Raw genomic sequence first — 16,961 nt, 5'->3', positions numbered from 1 at the left:
GTTTCGCCGTCATAAGCGGTGATCGCGAAATTGGTGAGGTAATGCGCGTGCGCCGACATAGCCGCGAATGTATCCTCGAAAAATTTGCCGATTTCGCCATGGCCATTGAGGTTAGGAAAATTGATTCCCGAAAGATCAAACACCGCATCCTCGACAAAGACGTCGCATATGCCTTCTACGTCATGCAAACTGTCGACTGCGTGGGCATAGGCAATCACTAAGTCCTGGATGGCCAGACGGTCGTCTATGGGACACTGCGCCATGCTCGATACCTCCTCTCGTTAGAAATATGAAATCTGTGCCGCCGCCTTGCCGACAGCAAATCACTTCGCGTCGGACGGAAAACCAGGCCGTATTGGATCGGTCTTGCCATCCCAACCGTCCGCCGCAGCGGCGATGCGAGCGAAAAAATCTCCTTGGAGAGAATTCGCCTCGATCAGTTCGACCATGCAGCCGATCGCCGGGCTCGTGTCGATGTAGCTGAACCGGTAACCACCGAAGGTTCCGTTCACCGCGGTAAGAAATCCCTCATCCATATAACGCGCATACACGTGATCGTACGCATCGGTGTAGATGGCAAGGTGGTGGAACCCGGACTGCCCCTTGGCGATGGTATCGCGGTAGGCCGACGGGACTTCGCCATGCTGCTCGATCAGTTCAATTTGAACCCCACCCGATTGCGCGATGGCGACCGAGAAATCGAGGCCAGTCGATTTAATCCCGCGATAGTCGAATTCCTCGAGAACGATATGCGGAACTTCGAGAAACGGGCCGATCCCGGTCGCCCTGATCCACTCGCGGCAGCTTTCATGCAGATCTTCCACCACAAAGGCGATTTGCATGAACTGCTTGCTGGGGACTCCCGGGATCGGCGCCAAAATGCTTACTCGCCTTCCACCATATCCTTGAGCAATTCGTGGAAGCGTTGCACTCGCTTTTCCTGTTCCGGCAAATGAAAGCCCTTAAACCCGCGTGAGTTCAGGCCCTGCTGCTGCGTGGTGCCGATCGACAAGTCCTGATCCGCGACGAAGCCGAGCGAAACGCCGTCCCCGTAGACCGAGTGCCGATGCACCGCGTCATGTTCGAGCGGCACGTTGCCGATCGGAGTGACGACTTCCTTCATGCCTTCCACCGGCGGATAGAGGCACCAGTGCTGAAACACGCACTTTTCCGGATCGGTCGGATGCGGCTCGGTGCGCAGGACCTGGAGCTGCTCGGGGCTCATCGTCAGCGTCAGGTTGGGGAACAGCGTGCAGTGGTAGTAATCCACCAGCTGCTGGTCGGTCATGTTGTTGTAGTTGGTGTAGCCACGCTCGGGCCCCAGCCGCCTCTTCGCCTCGATGATCGCGGCGCGCAAGTCGCCGGTCCGGCCATTGTATTCGGTCGGATCGATCCCCCAGGCGGTGGCGATCTCGTCTAGCGGAGCCGGGACTTCGGTGGTGTGATAATCGGTGCGCGTGGTCGCCTGATGGCCCTTCATCCACATCGCGTTGTGCCCGGAGGGATACATCTCGAAAAGCGTATCGGGCAGGCCGTCGTTGATGAACGTGCTCAACTCCGGATGGATGGTGGGGAGGTGATAGCTTTCGTTGAAGTTGTCGCGAATGATCTTCCAGTTGAACTCGCAATCGGCAGATAGGTTCAGCACGCGCACCCAGTTATCCAGGCCGTAGCCCGCCAGGCGTTCGGGAAACGGCGACAGCCATTCGTGCAGCGGCGCGACATCGTCGTCCATGCACCAGAACACGAACGGCCCCCAGGTGTCGCAGCGCAGCTCCGACAAGTGCAGCTTGCCGCAGGGATTGCCGTCGGCGAAATCGTCGGGATCCTGGACATGCGCAAGCGTTCCGTCGAGGTCGAACGTCCAGTTGTGATAGCCGCACACGATGCGCGGCACACTCGTCACGTCGCCGAGCACCAGCCGGTTTCCGCGGTGCGGGCAGGAATTATAGAAGGCACGGATCGAACCGTCTTCCTGGCGGACCATGATCACCGATTCCTTGCCGAAGTTGTGGCGAATGATATCGCCCGCTTCCTCCAGTTCGGCAATCATCCCGCCCAAGTGCCACACCTTGGGCCAGAGCCGTTCGTTCTCGCGATCCATCCATTCCTTGGAGATGTAGCGCTCGGCGGTGATGACGTCGCCACGAACCGGCAAATCGAACTCTTCCGAGTAGCGCGAAACCTTCTTCTGGATATTCATGAGCGAACCTCTTTGGCTGGCATGGCGTTGCTGGCTTGGCTGGGATCCGCCCCTTGGCGCCCGCCGCGCGGAGCGTCAGGGTTGGCGGTGAAGAAATTCATGTCGCCGGGATGATCGGTGACCCAATCGGTGACGAGTGTCCGGGTCGCAATCCGCCAGTCGCCGTCGATCGACGTGTACGTGTCGAGATAACGCCCGGCAATGAACACGTCGCGCCAGCCTTCGGCCTCGCTGCCGGTGCGGTGCCATGCCTGAAAGTAGCATTCGCCGCTCGCCCGATCGCCGTCGATCGAAAGCGAGACTTGGCCGAGCAAATGATGCGTCGCGTCCATGGTCTTCAGCAAATTCTGGGCGAACGTCACGAACGCGTCGACCCCGCCCCGCATGAGGCCGCAATCGATGACGGCGTCGGGATGAAAGGCGCTGGCCTGCAGATCGGGATCGAGCCGGTCCAGCCCCCGCATGTACCGCTGCACGGCGGCGCCGATGTCGCGACGGGCCGCGAGGTCGCGGATTTCCGCTTCGAGATCGAACGGGCGGGGGCTTGGTGAATTCATGAAATCGATTCCTTAGCGATGGTGCCGGGACACGGCGTCGTATCCGCGCCGCCAATCCGGCAACCCGAACGCACCGATGCCGGGGCGTGTAAAACCGGGGGCGAAGAGCTGTTCATCACAGAGATCGGCGGCCAATCCGTTCGCGACACGCGTGGCGCCGCGGCAAGCAACCTTGCCGGCCTTCGCGGGACGATTGTTCGCAGAACTATCCATATTCTAGGCCAACCTCGTCCTTAGCGTTCACGTCTCGGACGGATGTGATGCGCCATTTCGCTGGAATCTAAACAATTCTCCGACTTATCGGACCGTAGTACGATGCGTTCGGCCCGCCCTCACCTGCAATTTCTGTTAGTGATTCTGCGGCTCTGACGGTCACGACCCGGTCGGTATCCCCGGCGCATGCTCGCATAAAGGAGAGGTGTCGGCGGTCCGCCGTCTGCTGCAGGGTCCCGACCAAATTCGATGTTCACCGGGAGAGTGGCGTGAACCAGCAAACGGCAGTCCCGCCGCCAATGGACGGGCGTGACCCCTCCAATCTGCGCGGCGATGCGATCACGGGCGACCGCTATTATTCGAAAGCGTTCGCCCAGAAAGAATGGGACCATCTCTGGTCCAAGATCTGGCACATCGCCGGTCGCCTTGCGGACATCCCCGAGGAAGGCGACTTCATGGTCCACAACTTCCTGAAGCAATCGGTCATCGCGGTTCGCCAGGCGGACGGATCGGTGCGCGCCTTCCACAATTCCTGCGGCCATCGTGGCATGCGGATGGTCGACGGAACCAGTTCGGTAACGGCCTTCACGTGCCCCTATCACGGCTGGCGCTGGGGTATCGACGGCGTGTTGGAAAACGCGCAGGACGCCGACGTCGATTTCAAGCAGGGCAACCCCTGCGGCAAGCTTTCGCTCAAGGAACTGCGCTGCGACACCTGGGGTGGTTTCGTGTGGTATTCGATGGACGACGCCGGCCCTACGCTCGCCGAATTTCTCGAGCCGATGCCTGCCCTCTATCGCGGCTATCCGATGGACAAAGCCGTGCGCGTCGCGTGGTATCGGATCGAACTGAACGCCAACTGGAAGTTCGTCACCGACAATTTCTCAGAGAGCTATCACACGCGCACTGCGCACCCGCAGGTGCCGCCGTGGATCGATCAGGACGTCGATTCCGCTCGGCACGAAATGTGGCCCAAGGGCCATGGCCGCACCGTTCAGCCGATGCGCCCCTCCTTGTCCGACCGGCCGGAAGGCGGCGGCAACGCCATGTTCGAAGCCGAACTGCGCAAATGGGATATCGATCCCGGCAAGTACGAGACCTACGAGGATTTCGCGCTGCAAGGCTGGAAGGACCTCAAGGCCGCCAAGCAGAGACTCTGGAAGGAAAAAGGGTATCTGCACTACGAGCACATGAACGACGAGGAGATCACCGACAGCCCGCACACGGTGATCTTCCCCAACGTCACCATCAGCTTTCTTCCCGACAACCTGGTGCTGTTCCGCAGCGAGCCGCATCCCGACGATCCGGAGAAGTGCTATTTCGACTTGTGGTGCATGGCTTTCCCAGTCGAAGGACAGACCGAAGTGGAATCGATCATGGCGGGGGTGAAGCCGCTTCGCGAAGTTTTGGAATGCGAACACCGTGTCTTCGATCAGGGCCGCGGCATTCCCGAGCTGGCCGGCCAGATCGTCTACCAGGACATGGAACTGGCCGAAGGAATGCAAGCCGGCATGCACTCGCTTGGCTACCGCGATGCGTACTTGTCCGACCAGGAAACCCGCCTCAGGTTTTTCCATGAAACGTTGAACGACTGGATCGAGGGAAGGCAACCATAATGGCTAATGTCGCAATTACCGGTGCCGGTCGCGGCATCGCCCTGGAATTGGTTCGCAGCCATGCAGCGAAGGGGGATCGGGTCTTCGCGCTGGTTCGCAATCCTTCCAAAGCCGCGGAACTGCAGGCCATCGCGAGCGGTTCGGACGGCAAGGTCAGCATTCACGAAATGGATGTCGCCGAAACAGCATCGGTCACGTCCGGTGCCGCCGAAACCGGCGCCGAGCCCATCGATCTGCTGTACAACGTCGCGGGCGTGCTCGGCGAAGCGTCGGCGCAACTGGACGGCGTCGACTGGGACGACTTCGACTATGCGCTCGAAGTGATGCTCAAAGGCCCGATGCGCGTTCTCACCGCGTTCCTGCCGCGCATGCGTGCCGGGTGCAAGGTGATCAACTTTTCCAGCCAGCTCGCCGCGTCGACTTGGCCTTACGGCGGTTACTATCCCTATGTGGCGGCCAAGGCGGGGCTCAACCGGATGATGCGATCGGTCGCGACCGATCTCAAGGATCGTGGCATCGTCGTCGGTATCGTTCACCCCGGATACGTCCAGACCGACATGAGCGGGCCGGACGCCGACATCACGCCGCAGGAAAGTGCAGAGGCCATCATCGCGCTCACCGAAGCCTGGACGCTGGAAGAGAGCGGCGAGTTCTACAACTGGAACGGCAAGAAGCACGAGTGGTGAGGGAGCAATAAGAATGGCGTTCACAGGCCCGATCGAAGATCGCATCGCGATCCGCGAACTGATGGATACCCATGCCCACGGCGTGATGACGAAAGACGCCGATCTATGGGGCTCGATCTGGGCCGAGGATGCGCACTGGGAGTTGCTCGAATATCCCGATCTGGGCGGGTTCGACGGTCGCGAGGCGATCGTCGCGGCGTGGTCTTCCTCGATGGAGCGGTATGGTCTCGAGGCCATGACCAAACCGATGATTTATTTCATGCAGCCCGGCGCAATCGAAGTGGAAGGGACCAAAGCCAAAGCGGTCGCCTACACCATCGAGATCTACGACGATCCCGATACCGGCAAGCGGGTGCACACCACCGGTCGCTACGATGACGAGCTGGAAAAGCGCGGCGGGCAATGGCAATTCACACGCCGCGCCTATGGGTCGATCCTCAACGAGACGTGATTAGCGAGAGTCCGGATCAGATGCGTTCGGCGGCGGCATAGCCGATGCGCTCTCGCTGACGCTGAACGTGCGGATCCGACTGCGATCGAATAGCTTTTCCTCGTCTCCGGCTATCATGGCGAGGGTATCGGGACGCCCCATAGCAAGGAAGCAGGCGTCCCGCATCGCTTCGTCGGGAAAATCGATTTCCATGACCACATCGAAATCGAATTCCTGGTCCTCACCATCGCTTGGCGTGAGGTAGCGCCGCACATAGCGCGTGGCATATCCCGCCAGAACCTGTTCGCCGATGCGGCGGTGGTGGGTTTCGTAGTAGTCGCGAAAGTCCACCCTGCTCATGCCGGAGCGGCGCTTGAGCAGGGTGATTACCGTGACGGACACGCGCGTTACATCTGCGGTTCGGGTGCGGACGGATCGTCTTCGAGGTACCAGTTCACCCATTCATGAAAGAACTGGTTGCCGCGTTCGTTGCGCCCGAAGACGAGATCGTCGTGGGCGCCGGATTCGAGGCCCTTCTGGATCTCGAGCCCGATGACGTAGTCTTCGGTATACGTCACGTCGCGGAAGAAGTTCATCGCGCCTTCGACGGCTTCCCGATCCGCTTCGTCGCGGATCGGCTCGCGGCGCAAATAGTTGAGGATGGTGACGTTGCGGTCGGGCGTCGGTCCAGGGAAAAGCTGCGCGACTTGCGTGATCTCCGGCGCGACGAACAGCGAGACATTCGGGAAAAAGATGCGCACGAAATCGTAGCCGGCGTTTTCCCGGTCGCCCCACTGCTCGCGCGGGACATCCTTGAGCTGCTCGGCGATCGAGTGCTGCGGAAAGCCGATGCGCATGTTGGGGCCAAACCCCTCGTAATGCATGGTGTTCGACGGCGTACGCGGGAAGATCGTGTCCGGATGCAGCGACTTGAAGTGATAGCCTTCGAGATAGCCGTCAAAGGCAATCTTCCAGTTCGCGCCCTCGATCCGGCGATTGCCGAGATAAGTCCAGTTCGCGAAATCGAGCGCTTCGAAGTCTTCGAGGTAACCCTTGAAATAGCGGTCGAGATCCATGGGCGCGTTGGGGGTAAGGCAAACGAAGATCATGCCGGCCCGTTCCTCGCAAGGCAGCTGGCGTAGGCCCATCTCTGACTTGTCGACGTCCCCGAACGTGGATGATTCCGCGATCCCGATCAGCTTGCCGTCGCTGCCGTAGGTCCAGGAGTGGTACTTGCAGGTGAAGCGCGAGCAATTTCCCGTTCCTTCGGCCACGGGAGCGCCGCGGTGCGAACACACGTTGAGGAAGGCGCGAACCTCACCCTGCTTGTCACGGTTGATCAGCACCGGCATGCCGACGGCATCCATGGTCTTGTAGTCGCCGGGGTTGGGCAATTCGGCGGTGAAAGCCAGCATGAGCGGCGTGCGCTTGAAGATCAGTTCGATTTCCGCGTCGAACTGATCCTGGTCCGTATAGCTGCGAGTGGGGACGCGCAGCGGCTTGTCCGTCTGATGGGTCTTCTTGTTCTCGACATAGTCGAGCATGATTTCGGCAACGTCGCCAAGCTTGCTCAAACGATCCACTAACCTGCTCCCGGTTTAGATTTGACTGCAATTCTTGAAGTGTCCGCCAGCCCGTCGCAAGCTGCCCAAGGTACTAGTTGGCGGCGCCTCGATGGTGGAGCACTTAGCTGACATGATGGAGAGGAAGAGCCCTGCATGGGCCTGGCTAGAAGGTCCGCCCGCACATCTTGCGACGTACGTCGGAACCGGAGTCTGGGACGAGCGCACGATCGCGCAACAAGCCGCTGCGTTGACTGAGGACGATCCCGATTTCATCGCGATTGTCGATGGCGAACTCACGCGCACACGCGCGCAGATCATGGCCGAAGCCGAGGCCTTGTCCGCCGCGATGTACCAGCGCGGCTTGCGCAAGGGCGACGTCATCGCGTTCCAGATACCCAACTGGTACGAAGCGATGGTCGTCAACCTCGCCGCAGCGATGTCCGGCCTCGTCATCAATCCCATCGTTCCGATCTATCGCGATCACGAAGTGTCGCAGATGCTCGAAGATTGCGGAGCACGCGCGATTTTCGTCGCCAGCACGTTTCGCAAGTTCGACTTCGAAGCGATGGCGCTGCGGATCAGGACTCACCTGCCCACACTCGAGCACGTCTTCACGGTGCGTGGCAGCGGCCCGGAGGACTATGCCGCGCTCGTCGCCGAAGGACGAAACTTTGCGTTCACCTGGCCGGAAGTCGACCCGCTGGGGGTGAAGCTGGTGCTCTACACTTCGGGAACGACCGGGCGGCCCAAGGGCGTGCTGCATTCGCATGTCTCGATCGCCCGAATCTTGCGTGAAAGCGCAGCGGACTGGGGCCTGTCTGCCGGAGAGGCGACATTGATGCCCTCCCCGGTCACGCACGTTTCGGGCTATGCCAACGGGTTGGAAGCCCCGTTCATATGCGGGACGCGCACCGTCCTGATGGAAGCGTGGAACGCCGAGGACGCCTTGCGGCTGATCGTGCAGCACAACCTCGTGGGCACGGTGGCGGCCACGCCGTTTCTCGTCGAACTGGCGGATACCGCGCGCAAGTTCGGCAACCGCCTGAGCGGGTTCCGGTACTTCGCCTGCGGCGGTGCCGCCGTTCCCGACGATCTGATCCCGGCTGCCAACGCCGCGTTCGACGATTGCCATGCCTTCCGCGTTTTCGGTGCGTCCGAAGTTCCCCTCGTCACGTTCGGCTGGCCGCACGACGAACAGCTTGCCGCGACGACGGACGGACGGATCGGAGACTACGACGTTCGCATCGTCGATCACGAGCATCGCCCGCTGCCCGATGGTACCGAAGGCGAAATCCTCGCGCGGGGACCGGCCATGATGCTCGGCTACGCCGATGCCGAACAGACCCGTGCCGCGATCACCGAAGACGGCTATTTCCGCACGGGAGACCTCGGTATCCGCAGCCCTGCGGGTGCGATCACGATCACCGGGCGCAAGAAGGATCTCATCATCCGTGGCGGCGAGAACATTTCGGCCAAGGAGATCGAAGACGTTCTTCTTCGCCATCCCAAAGTGCGCGAGGCGGCCGTGGTCGCCATGCCCCATCCGCGGCTCGGTGAAGGCGTATGCGCCTATGTGATCACGGCCGAAGCTGGTATCGACGCGTCCGCACTCGTCGCGCACGTCGGCGATAGCGGCCTTGCCAAACAGAAGATCCCCGAACGCTTCGAATTCCGGGACGATTTCCCGCGCACGGCCGCAGGCAAAGTTCGCAAGGATCAGCTTCGTGCCGAGGTCAAGACGCTCGTCGAAGCCGACCAGACGGGCGGAGCAAGCTAGCGCCGGGATCGCGCAAAGCCGCACCCTTTACGTCCCGCTATTCGTTCATGGCTTGCGCGACGGACGCTTCGATTTCGCTTTTCATCGGGTTGCGGCGCAGCGTCAGGCCGCCGTTCACTTGCAGGTTCTCTCCTGTCATGAAGCATTCGTCGCTGGCGACGAAGACTGCAGCCGCCGCGATGTCCTCGCTGGTGCCGATGCGGCCCAGCGGATAGCCGGCCAGGAACGCATCGAACAGTCCGGGCACTTCGCGCGCCTCCGCGGTCATCGGCGTGTCCGTCAGCCCCGGCGAAATCGTGTTCGCGCGCACGCCCTCCATGCCGAACTCGTGCGCGATGCAGCGGATGACGTGATCGGCACCGGCCTTGGTCCCCATGTAGGCGGCATGATCGTTGAGCATGATCGTCGCCGTGGCCGAGCTGATCTGGATGATCGAACCGCCGTCGCCGCCCATGCTGCGGCACATCTTGCGCAACACGGCCTGATAGAACTCGAAAGCGCCGACGTACTGCAGCATCGTCAACGCCATCAATTCTTCGTGTGTGGTTTCGAGGAACGGCTTGAGCAGGCCCCAGCCGGTCGCGTTGATCGCGACATCGATCCCGCCCAGCATGTTCGCGCAGGTTTCGACCAAGGCATCGATACTGTCCTGTTCGGTAAGGTCGCAGGTCGCCCAGGTGCATCCGGTCTCGCCGCAAAACGCCTTCAGTTCCGCGTCCTTGCGACCGCTGACCATGATTTGGGCGCCTTCCGCCAGGAAGCGGCGCGCGATGCACTGCCCCATGTTGTCGCGGCTGCTCGCGCCGACGATCAGCGTGCGTTTTCCTGCGAGGCGTCCCGACATACCCGCTCCTTTCCCGTCTTATTCCTGTTGCTCCGGGGCTAACACGGGCCAGGGGGTCCCAACTTCCTGTTCAAAAGAGGAGTGGCCACACCGGTTGCCACGGTCGAAACACCATCGCACAACAGCGCGTCGGCGCCCAAACTCGTGTGGAGGACCTGAAACGATGGATCTTGGACTTAAGGGAATGAAAGCGATCCTCGTGGGCGCCAACGGCGGGATCGGCCGCGCGGTCGCCAAAGTCCTTGCCGCGGAAGGTTGCGCAGTGGCCATTTGCGGCCGCACGCAGGACAAGGTCGATACGGTGAAGGGCGAGCTCGATACGGCCGGCGTCTCCAACTATGTCGAGGCGCTCGACGTTACCGATGCCGCGAGCGTCCCGGCTTTCGTCGAAAAGGCTGCGGGTGAGCTCGGCGGTTGCGACATCTTCATCAGTTTCACGTCGGCCAATCCCGGCGAGGATAGCGACGCAGGCTGGGAAACCATTCTCAAGACCGATATCCTGCCGATGCGCCGAGGGATCGCTGCCGCGAAGCCGTTTCTCGCCAAGTCGGAAAACGGTTCGATAATCTGTATGAGCTCGACCGGCGCCGTCGAGGAATTCATGGGCGTTCAGCCTTACAATGCGCTGAAGGCGGCCGTGATCAACTATTCCGCGGCGACGGCACAGTCGCTGGCCGCCGAAGGCATCCGTTGCAATTGCTTCACGCCTGGCCCCGTTTGGACCGACGACGGTCCGTGGCCGCAGATCAAGCAAGCGGCGCCCGACTTTTTCGAACAGATTGTCGGATCGATCCCGAACGGAAGGATGACGACCGGTGAAGAGCTTGCGAACGCAATCGTGTTCGCGGCCTCCCCGGCCTGCAAGGCGATGACGGGAACGAACATCGTGGTCGATGGCGGCTTTACCAAGCGCGTTCAATTCTGACCGGGGCGACCCGCACCGATATTTCGGTCTGCTTTTCGAATTGAGAGGAACTAAGCGACGGCCTTCCCCGGGGAAAGCCGTCGCGAATTTTTTGCTCCAGGGTGCTGCCGAAATTCGCTGCCGCGAGGACATCAAACGCCGAGCGCGTTGCGCAGCAATTGCGAACTTCGCGGATAATCAGGCTATTTTCAGCACCAGCTTGCCGGTGTTCTTCCCCGAGAAAAGTCGCATGAAGGCGGGGTAGACGTTCTCCATGCCTTCCTGCACGTCTTCATCGAACCGCAGGCTTCCATCGGCCATCCACTGCGCCAACTGCGCGCCGCCTTCACCGAAGCGCTCGGCATAGTCGGCTACGATGAAGCCGTGAATCGTGGAGCGGGTCGCAAGCACTTGCCACAGGTTGCGCATGCCCACTCTTTCCGGCGCATTGTATTCGCTGATGAGACCGCACAGGACCACGCGAGCGTAATGCGCGAGGTTGAGTATTCCGGCTTCCATCACCGGCCCGCCGACGTTCTCGAACTGAACGTTGACGCCCTTGGGCGCGGCCGCGCGCACTTCGTCGGCAAGCGTCTCGACGCTCTTGTCGCGGTAATCGATCGCAACGTCGAAGCCGTAGTCTTCGATCAACCTGCGGCACTTTTCAGCCCCGCCGGCGATGCCGATGACGCGGCAGCCCTGCAACTTGCCGATCTGCCCGACCAGCGAGCCGACGGCACCTGCCGCGCCAGTGACCAGCAAAGTGTCGCCCTCGGCCGGTTTTCCGGTCTCGAGCAATCCGAAGTACGCCGTCATCCCGACTGCGCCGAGCGCGGAAAGATAATTGGACGGCGAGGCGACCGCGTCGATGTCCACCGGCATGGTGAATCCACCCGGCAGCGCAACCGAGTAATCCTCGATCGCGTTGAGCCCCATCACCCACTGGCCTTCCACGAAGTCGGGATTGCGCGACTCATGGACCGTGCCGACAGTGGTGGCGCGGACCGCATCGCCAAGCGGGATCGGCGGCATGTAGCTTTCGGCGTCGTCCATCCAGCCCCGCTGGGCCGGATCGAGCGAGATGTAGCGATTGCGCACCACAATGCCGCCTTCGGGCGCCTGGGGGATCTCCTTCGAAACCAGAGAGAAGTCTTCCGGGACGGGCTCGCCGTGCGGACGGCGGACCAATACGAATTGGCGGTTCGTCGACATTGCAATTCCTCTCTTGTTTTCGTGGCTTTCCAGCATGGACCGAGATCGGCAATCGCATGGCAAACCGCACCTGTGCAATTAGGCAGGTCATTCCCTACCGCCATGCGGTCCATAGGGTTGCGACAATCGAACGATAGCAACGCCGGCCAGATCCTGACTGCCGGCAATAACGACTGGGAAAGGATCCGACTATGGGGCGTCTCGAAGGAAAAATTGCGCTGGTCACGGGCGCGGGCAATGCGCGCGGACTTGGGGCTGCAACAGCCGAACGCTTCGCTCAGGAAGGCGCCTTCGTCTATCTCACCGATATCGATCTTGCCGGTGCCGAGGGCGTCGCGAGCAAGATCCGTGAAAATGGCGACATGGCGGAAGCCCACGCGCACGACGTGACGAGCGAGGGTGACTGGGACACGCTGTTTGCGCAGATCCGCAAGGGTCATGGCCGGCTCGACATCCTGGTGAACAACGCCGGGATCGCGATCCTCAAGCCGATCGCGGATCTGACGGCCGCGGACTGGGAACGGCAGAACCGGATCAACCTCGATAGCGTGTTCTACGGCACGCAGCGGGCAGTGGCCCTGATGCGCCAAACCGGCGGCGGTGGTTCGATCATCAACCTTTCCTCCATGGCAGGGTTGGTCGGTGTCCCCGCTTGCGCCGCCTATGGCGCTGCCAAGGGCGGCGTACGGACTTTTTCCAAGGTGATCGCCATGGAATGCGCCGCAGAAGGCATTCGGTGCAATTCGGTCCATCCCGGCATGATCGAAACCGCGATGCAGGATGTGGCCAGGCGCGACAATCCCGACGGCTTCAAGGAGATCGTCGCGGGCATTCCGATGCAGCGCATGGGCACGCCGGCAGACATCGCCAACATGAACCTGTTCCTGGCAAGCGACGAGTCTTCCTATATCACCGGTGCCGAGCTCGTCGTCGACGGGGGCGCCACCGCGATGTGACGCGGTGACGGGCAAGGTCGATCACAATTTGACGATCACCTTGCCCGTACTCTTGCCGGTCAGCATCCGCTCGTAGGCCACCAGCACGTTTTCGATGCCCTGCGTTTCGTCGAAGATCGTCGCCAGCTCGCCCGCGTCCATCCATTCGCGCAGCTGCGGCATGAACTCGGCGCCGCGTTCGAGGAAGTCGGGGATGAAAAAGCCCTCGACCCGAAGCCGCCGCATCAGGATCTGATCGAAACGCGCAGGGCCAGCCATCGGCGCATCGTCGCCATAGGCGGCCACCATCCCGCAGATGGCGATGCGCCCGTAATGCGCCATGTTGGGCAGAACCGCATCGAGGATCGGACCGCCGACGTTGTCGAAAAAGGCGTGAACCCCGCCGTCGACCGTAGCGAGCCGTTCCTCGACGGATTCGCCGCGGTAGTCGATCGCCATATCCACGCCGATGACGTCGCGCAGCCACGCGCACTTGTCCGGCCCGCCGGCAATGCCGATGACTTTCGCCCCAAGGTTCTTGCCGACCTGGCAAGCAAGACTGCCCGTGGCACCGGCGGCAGCCGAAACCACGAGCCATTCATCGGGTTGGACCGCCGCCACTTCCTTGACCCCGACGTATGCCGTCCAGGCATTCATGCCGAGCGCGCCGAAATGCTGGCGAATGTCGCCAATCGTGGGATCGACCACTTCGAGGCCAGTGGCAGCCGGATCGACGGTTGCGATTTCGGCCCAATGGCCAAATCCGCGCACGAGCGATCCGGTGGGAAAGCGTGGATCGTCGCTCTCGATCACCGACCCCAGGCACAAGCCCTGCATCGGCGAGCCGAGCGGCAAAGGCGGTTGGTAGCCGTCGGTTCGCGGGCTCATCCAGAGCCGCGTTCCGGCGTCCATCGATAGGTATTGAACCTCGATGCGGACATGCCCGGCAGGCAGTGGCCCCAACTCCTCGTGCTGCAGGCTCAAAGCCTGATCGAATTGGGTGTTGCCTTCCGGATGGTTGTCCAGACGCCAGAAACGGGTTGCACTCATGCCGCTTGATCCTTCGGTATCTCGTCATGGCGGATGCTCGTTTCGGCTCCGCCCTCTCCTTCACTGCTCCATGCACGCGTCACACCCTTTCGGCGCAGCGCGATCAGCAGTCCTTCGCGGCTCGCTGCCGGTGAATGTTGCGAAAGCTGCGCGACTTGAACAGCCACCGCCCGTCGATCTTGACGCAGACGTCCTCGTAGAGACCGCGATCGCGAACGGTGATCCCGTCCTGATCGTAGGTCTCTGCAGTGTAGCTGCGCATCGTGGCGGTGGCTCCGACGATCTCGATCGAACCGGGCCAGGCCTCGAACATGATCCCTGGATAGGATTTCATCGCTTCGATCCACATGGCGATGATCGCCTCGCGACCCTTCGTCGTTCCCAGCTCCGGGTAATCGGGCAAGGACCATTCGCCGTCCGGAGCCCAGGTGGCGCCCCAGGCGTCCGCATCGAGTTGGGTCACGGCGTCGGCGTACGTTTCGAGCAATTCGCGGATGGCTAGGCGATCTTCGACGGATCCGGTGAATGGCATTTTCGGCAAACTCCCAGTTTTTTGTTCTGTATCGGACGAACCAAAATCGTCGCTTGCGCAGCGATTTCGAGACGATTGCGAGACCTCAGGTAACCACCGGTCGCTCGTTGGGCCCCGGATGCTGATCGGGGATGGAAACTTCGATGAAGCCGCTCTCGATGCGCGATGGGAAGACGCGCAGATCGGCGTAGGCGCCGCCGATGCAGCGGCCCGTCGCCGCTTCGAACCGCGCACCGTGAAGCGGGCACATGATCGCCCCGCGTCGCACGCGCCCCGGCGAAAGCAGCGCCGCCTGATGCGTGCAACGATCGTTCATCGCCCGATAGCCCTCGTCCGTCTTGAGCACGAAGACGCTCCAGCCGCCCACCTTGGTGGCGAATTTTCCGTCCTCGGGAAAATCCGCTTCCGCGCAGATCCGATGCCAGCTCTCACTCAACGTTTCATATCCTCACCAGGGTTTTTCCGATCGTCGTGCCCGACATCAAATCGATGAAGGCTTCGGGCAATTTCTCGAAACCTTCGCGCACGTTGGCAAGAGGCTTCAGCTCGCCGTCCTCGACCCAGGTATCGAGTTCGTTCTGCGCGCGTTCGAGCACGTCCGGGTAATCGTAGGTGATGAAGCCCTGCATCTTGATGCGGTTCACCACGAGCTGCCAGAGCGTCTTGACGCCATGGGGGTGGTCGGCATCGTTGTACTGCCCGATCATCCCGCACACGGCGACACGCCCGTGCAGACGCATCAGCGGAAGCAGCGCTTCGAGCGTTTCGCCGCCGACGTTGTCGAAGTAGACGTCGATGCCCTCGGGCGCGGCCTTGGCCACTTCGGCGGCGATGTCGGGCGTGGCACGATAATCGATCGCCGCATCGTAGCCGAGATCGCGGATCACTTGCGCCTTTTCCGGAGAGCCGACGAGGCCGATCACCTTGCAGCCGCTCGCCTTGGCGATCTGGCCGACGGTGGATCCCGTCGCTCCCGCCGCCGCGCTGATGACGACCGTTTCCCCCGGCTTGGCTTCACCGACCGCAAACAGGCCGACCCACGCGGTCAGACCGACCGGCCCCAAGGCGCCCATGTAGTGGTGCAGTTCGGTTCCCGGGTGCGGATGGACCTTTTCGAGACCCCAGGCGTCGCCGGCCAGGACATAATGATCGGACCAGTGCGCGAAAGCGCGCACGAAAGTCCCGACGGGGTAATTGTCATGCCGGGATTCGACCACCTCGCCGAGGGACATGCCCTTGATCGGCTCACCGATCGCGACCGGGTCGACGTAACTCGGTCGATCGTCGAGAAAGCCGCGGATCGCCGGGTCGACGGAGCCGACGCGCATGGCCACGAGGAATTCCCCTTCGCCCGGGACCGGCCTCTCGCTCTCGATCAATCGGAAATCATCTGCCTGCGGAATTCCGACGGGCCGACGCGCGAGAGTGATTTGCCTGATTTTTCCCATAGTCTGTCTTTAGCTGTGCTGAGCCGGACCCGACGCTAGTTGAATTGCTAGGTTCGGCGCAGCCTCATCCCTGCGCTAACATGGGCCAGAACGCACAAAGCGGGGCGAGGATAAAACGATGAGCATGAGCACACAGGAAATCACCGATCTCGTCGATCAGATTTACGCAGTATCGGGAGCCGGCGACTGGGATCGCGTTGCGGGCATGCTGACGGACGACTTCGTCGCATACGAAGCGGATGGTTTGCCCATGGCCGGCGAATACCGTGGTCCTAATGGCCTCAAGGAGCTCTTCTTAAAAGTGATGGGCCTGGTCGATGTCGTAGGACTGGACCGGACGGACTTGTTGATTGGTGAGGACTGCGCGATCGCGGTGATCACGATGCGCTTCGCCGGTCCCGACCGCGCGCCGGCGGAACTGTGCGAGATGCTGCGCTTTCGCGACGGCAAGTGCTGCGAAATCAAACCCTATTACTACGATCCGAAGCCCTTCATTGCCGCATCCAAGAAAAGCTGAAACTGCAAAGCCGCGACTAGCGGTTTGCCCCCTACGACGCGGTCGGTCCTGACCGCGTCGTAATTACGCTTCTTATTTGATCCGCGCGGCATAGCTCGACGCGGGCCGGGTCGACAGCAAGGCGAGCCAGCCTGACGGACGCAAAGCGCCCGTGGCTCCAGACTGCGACCAACGCTTGCGGTGGCCGCATGGAAAAGTGGCCGCCTTGGCAGGCGGATTTCGAACGCAACCCACGCCCGCTCCGCGGATCATCGGCGTCGCTTCGTCATTCGCGTTTCCCCGAATGGTCGACCAAAAACCTTCACGACGATAGTTGATTCAAGAACCAAATAAGCGCTTATTTCCTCAAAATTACTATTTTTACTTACGGAATAAAACGCTTTCCCCTGGTGATGTTACAGTAATGAATATCGCCTACGCATCTCCCTCACATGCCATAACAAATCGTAAATGTTGCAAATAGGCAACGCTC

The 16,961-nt window shown here is 61.3% G+C and carries 19 protein-coding genes; 7 read left to right on the top strand and 12 right to left on the bottom strand.

Annotation, left to right across the window (positions count from 1 at the left end):
* The 4 genes from GQO94_RS10115 to GQO94_RS10100 all read right to left on the bottom strand — a co-directional run.
* The coding region (locus GQO94_RS10115; RefSeq protein ID WP_198045916.1) for a nuclear transport factor 2 family protein at positions 1 to 263 on the bottom strand (263 nt) is incomplete at its 3' end.
* Positions 264 to 323: 60 nt separating this feature from the next.
* Complete coding sequence (locus GQO94_RS10110; protein ID WP_232332867.1) at positions 324 to 878, bottom strand: VOC family protein; 555 nt, start codon at positions 876 to 878, stop codon at positions 324 to 326.
* 5 nt (positions 879 to 883) lie between these two features.
* Positions 884 to 2,203, bottom strand: coding sequence for an aromatic ring-hydroxylating oxygenase subunit alpha (locus GQO94_RS10105; protein WP_156841030.1), 1,320 nt, complete (start codon positions 2,201 to 2,203; stop codon positions 884 to 886).
* Positions 2,200 to 2,760, bottom strand: a complete 561-nt coding sequence (locus GQO94_RS10100) for a nuclear transport factor 2 family protein (RefSeq protein ID WP_156841029.1) — start codon at positions 2,758 to 2,760, stop codon at positions 2,200 to 2,202. Before GQO94_RS10100 ends, GQO94_RS10105 begins: the two co-directional genes overlap by 4 nt.
* 482 nt (positions 2,761 to 3,242) lie before the next feature.
* Here GQO94_RS10100 and GQO94_RS10095 point away from each other — a divergent pair, with 482 nt between their 5' ends.
* The 3 genes from GQO94_RS10095 to GQO94_RS10085 are packed head-to-tail and all read left to right on the top strand — an operon-like array spanning position 3,243 to position 5,726.
* Positions 3,243 to 4,589, top strand: coding sequence for an aromatic ring-hydroxylating oxygenase subunit alpha (locus tag GQO94_RS10095; protein ID WP_232332866.1), 1,347 nt, complete (start codon positions 3,243 to 3,245; stop codon positions 4,587 to 4,589).
* Positions 4,589 to 5,275, top strand: a complete 687-nt coding sequence (locus tag GQO94_RS10090; protein WP_156841028.1) for an SDR family oxidoreductase — start codon at positions 4,589 to 4,591, stop codon at positions 5,273 to 5,275. Before GQO94_RS10095 ends, GQO94_RS10090 begins: the two co-directional genes overlap by 1 nt.
* Before the next feature lie 13 nt (positions 5,276 to 5,288).
* Positions 5,289 to 5,726, top strand: a complete 438-nt coding sequence (locus tag GQO94_RS10085; RefSeq protein ID WP_156841027.1) for a nuclear transport factor 2 family protein — start codon at positions 5,289 to 5,291, stop codon at positions 5,724 to 5,726.
* On the opposite strand, the gene GQO94_RS10080 is transcribed toward GQO94_RS10085, so the two are convergent.
* Positions 5,727 to 6,107: an EthD domain-containing protein gene (locus tag GQO94_RS10080; RefSeq protein ID WP_156841026.1), complete on the bottom strand. Its 381-nt coding sequence runs from the start codon at positions 6,105 to 6,107 to the stop codon at positions 5,727 to 5,729. It abuts the gene before it with no gap.
* A gap of 5 nt (positions 6,108 to 6,112) precedes the next feature.
* Complete coding sequence (locus GQO94_RS10075) at positions 6,113 to 7,249, bottom strand: aromatic ring-hydroxylating oxygenase subunit alpha (RefSeq protein WP_408636612.1); 1,137 nt, start codon at positions 7,247 to 7,249, stop codon at positions 6,113 to 6,115.
* A 151-nt stretch (positions 7,250 to 7,400) separates the two neighbouring features.
* Between GQO94_RS10075 and GQO94_RS10070 the strand changes: the two genes are divergently transcribed.
* On the top strand, positions 7,401 to 9,047 hold the full coding sequence (locus GQO94_RS10070; RefSeq protein ID WP_156841024.1) for an AMP-binding protein: 1,647 nt from the start codon (positions 7,401 to 7,403) through the stop codon (positions 9,045 to 9,047).
* A gap of 37 nt (positions 9,048 to 9,084) precedes the next feature.
* Here GQO94_RS10070 and GQO94_RS10065 read toward each other — a convergent pair whose 3' ends face one another.
* Positions 9,085 to 9,891 (bottom strand): SDR family NAD(P)-dependent oxidoreductase, encoded by an 807-nt coding sequence (locus GQO94_RS10065; RefSeq protein ID WP_156841023.1) that lies wholly within the window; start codon positions 9,889 to 9,891, stop codon positions 9,085 to 9,087.
* Between the two features lie 163 nt (positions 9,892 to 10,054).
* On the opposite strand from GQO94_RS10065, the gene GQO94_RS10060 reads away from it, so the two are divergent.
* Entirely contained in the window at positions 10,055 to 10,816 is a 762-nt protein-coding gene (locus tag GQO94_RS10060) for an SDR family NAD(P)-dependent oxidoreductase (RefSeq protein WP_156841022.1), read from the top strand.
* 177 nt (positions 10,817 to 10,993) lie between these two features.
* Here GQO94_RS10060 and GQO94_RS10055 read toward each other — a convergent pair whose 3' ends face one another.
* On the bottom strand, positions 10,994 to 12,007 hold the full coding sequence (locus GQO94_RS10055) for an NADP-dependent oxidoreductase (RefSeq protein ID WP_156841021.1): 1,014 nt from the start codon (positions 12,005 to 12,007) through the stop codon (positions 10,994 to 10,996).
* 191 nt (positions 12,008 to 12,198) lie between these two features.
* Between GQO94_RS10055 and GQO94_RS10050 the strand changes: the two genes are divergently transcribed.
* Positions 12,199 to 12,963 (top strand): SDR family NAD(P)-dependent oxidoreductase, encoded by a 765-nt coding sequence (locus tag GQO94_RS10050; protein WP_156841020.1) that lies wholly within the window; start codon positions 12,199 to 12,201, stop codon positions 12,961 to 12,963.
* 21 nt (positions 12,964 to 12,984) lie between these two features.
* Here GQO94_RS10050 and GQO94_RS10045 read toward each other — a convergent pair whose 3' ends face one another.
* The 4 genes from GQO94_RS10045 to GQO94_RS10030 form a co-directional block, all read right to left on the bottom strand.
* On the bottom strand, positions 12,985 to 13,992 hold the full coding sequence (locus GQO94_RS10045) for an NADP-dependent oxidoreductase (RefSeq protein WP_156841019.1): 1,008 nt from the start codon (positions 13,990 to 13,992) through the stop codon (positions 12,985 to 12,987).
* 103 nt (positions 13,993 to 14,095) lie between these two features.
* The gene (locus GQO94_RS10040; protein ID WP_156841018.1) at positions 14,096 to 14,524 is read right to left on the bottom strand and encodes a nuclear transport factor 2 family protein; all 429 of its coding nucleotides are present in this window, start codon (positions 14,522 to 14,524) and stop codon (positions 14,096 to 14,098) included.
* Positions 14,525 to 14,609: 85 nt separating this feature from the next.
* Positions 14,610 to 14,960: a Rieske (2Fe-2S) protein gene (locus tag GQO94_RS10035; RefSeq protein ID WP_156841017.1), complete on the bottom strand. Its 351-nt coding sequence runs from the start codon at positions 14,958 to 14,960 to the stop codon at positions 14,610 to 14,612.
* A 4-nt stretch (positions 14,961 to 14,964) separates the two neighbouring features.
* Positions 14,965 to 15,972, bottom strand: coding sequence for an NADP-dependent oxidoreductase (locus tag GQO94_RS10030; RefSeq protein ID WP_156841016.1), 1,008 nt, complete (start codon positions 15,970 to 15,972; stop codon positions 14,965 to 14,967).
* Between the two features lie 118 nt (positions 15,973 to 16,090).
* Here GQO94_RS10030 and GQO94_RS10025 point away from each other — a divergent pair, with 118 nt between their 5' ends.
* A complete protein-coding gene (locus GQO94_RS10025; protein WP_332310840.1) occupies positions 16,091 to 16,489 on the top strand; it encodes a nuclear transport factor 2 family protein in 399 nt (132 codons plus the stop codon).
* Positions 16,490 to 16,961: the final 472 nt, after the last annotated feature.

Origin of the sequence: Novosphingobium aquimarinum, from assembly GCF_009746585.1 — a bacterium.
GTDB lineage: Bacteria > Pseudomonadota > Alphaproteobacteria > Sphingomonadales > Sphingomonadaceae > Novosphingobium > Novosphingobium aquimarinum.
The sequence above is the reverse complement of the archived record's forward strand: the minus strand, read 5'-3'. Positions and strand labels throughout refer to the sequence as shown.

Bases quoted from the DNA above. Each gene is read 5' to 3' on its own strand.
- GQO94_RS10070 (WP_156841024.1), top strand. From the start codon at position 7,401: ATGATGGAGAGGAAGAGCCCTGCATGGGCCTGGCTAGAAGGTCCGCCC.
- GQO94_RS10075 (WP_408636612.1), bottom strand. From the start codon at position 7,249: ATGCTCGACTATGTCGAGAACAAGAAGACCCATCAGACGGACAAGCCG.
- GQO94_RS10060 (WP_156841022.1), top strand. From the start codon at position 10,055: ATGGATCTTGGACTTAAGGGAATGAAAGCGATCCTCGTGGGCGCCAAC.
- GQO94_RS10100 (WP_156841029.1), bottom strand. From the start codon at position 2,760: ATGAATTCACCAAGCCCCCGCCCGTTCGATCTCGAAGCGGAAATCCGC.
- GQO94_RS10040 (WP_156841018.1), bottom strand. From the start codon at position 14,524: ATGCCATTCACCGGATCCGTCGAAGATCGCCTAGCCATCCGCGAATTG.
- GQO94_RS10050 (WP_156841020.1), top strand. From the start codon at position 12,199: ATGGGGCGTCTCGAAGGAAAAATTGCGCTGGTCACGGGCGCGGGCAAT.
- GQO94_RS10045 (WP_156841019.1), bottom strand. From the start codon at position 13,992: ATGAGTGCAACCCGTTTCTGGCGTCTGGACAACCATCCGGAAGGCAAC.
- GQO94_RS10085 (WP_156841027.1), top strand. From the start codon at position 5,289: ATGGCGTTCACAGGCCCGATCGAAGATCGCATCGCGATCCGCGAACTG.
- GQO94_RS10090 (WP_156841028.1), top strand. From the start codon at position 4,589: ATGGCTAATGTCGCAATTACCGGTGCCGGTCGCGGCATCGCCCTGGAA.
- GQO94_RS10055 (WP_156841021.1), bottom strand. From the start codon at position 12,007: ATGTCGACGAACCGCCAATTCGTATTGGTCCGCCGTCCGCACGGCGAG.
- GQO94_RS10065 (WP_156841023.1), bottom strand. From the start codon at position 9,891: ATGTCGGGACGCCTCGCAGGAAAACGCACGCTGATCGTCGGCGCGAGC.
- GQO94_RS10105 (WP_156841030.1), bottom strand. From the start codon at position 2,203: ATGAATATCCAGAAGAAGGTTTCGCGCTACTCGGAAGAGTTCGATTTG.
- GQO94_RS10030 (WP_156841016.1), bottom strand. From the start codon at position 15,972: ATGGGAAAAATCAGGCAAATCACTCTCGCGCGTCGGCCCGTCGGAATT.
- GQO94_RS10025 (WP_332310840.1), top strand. From the start codon at position 16,091: ATGAGCATGAGCACACAGGAAATCACCGATCTCGTCGATCAGATTTAC.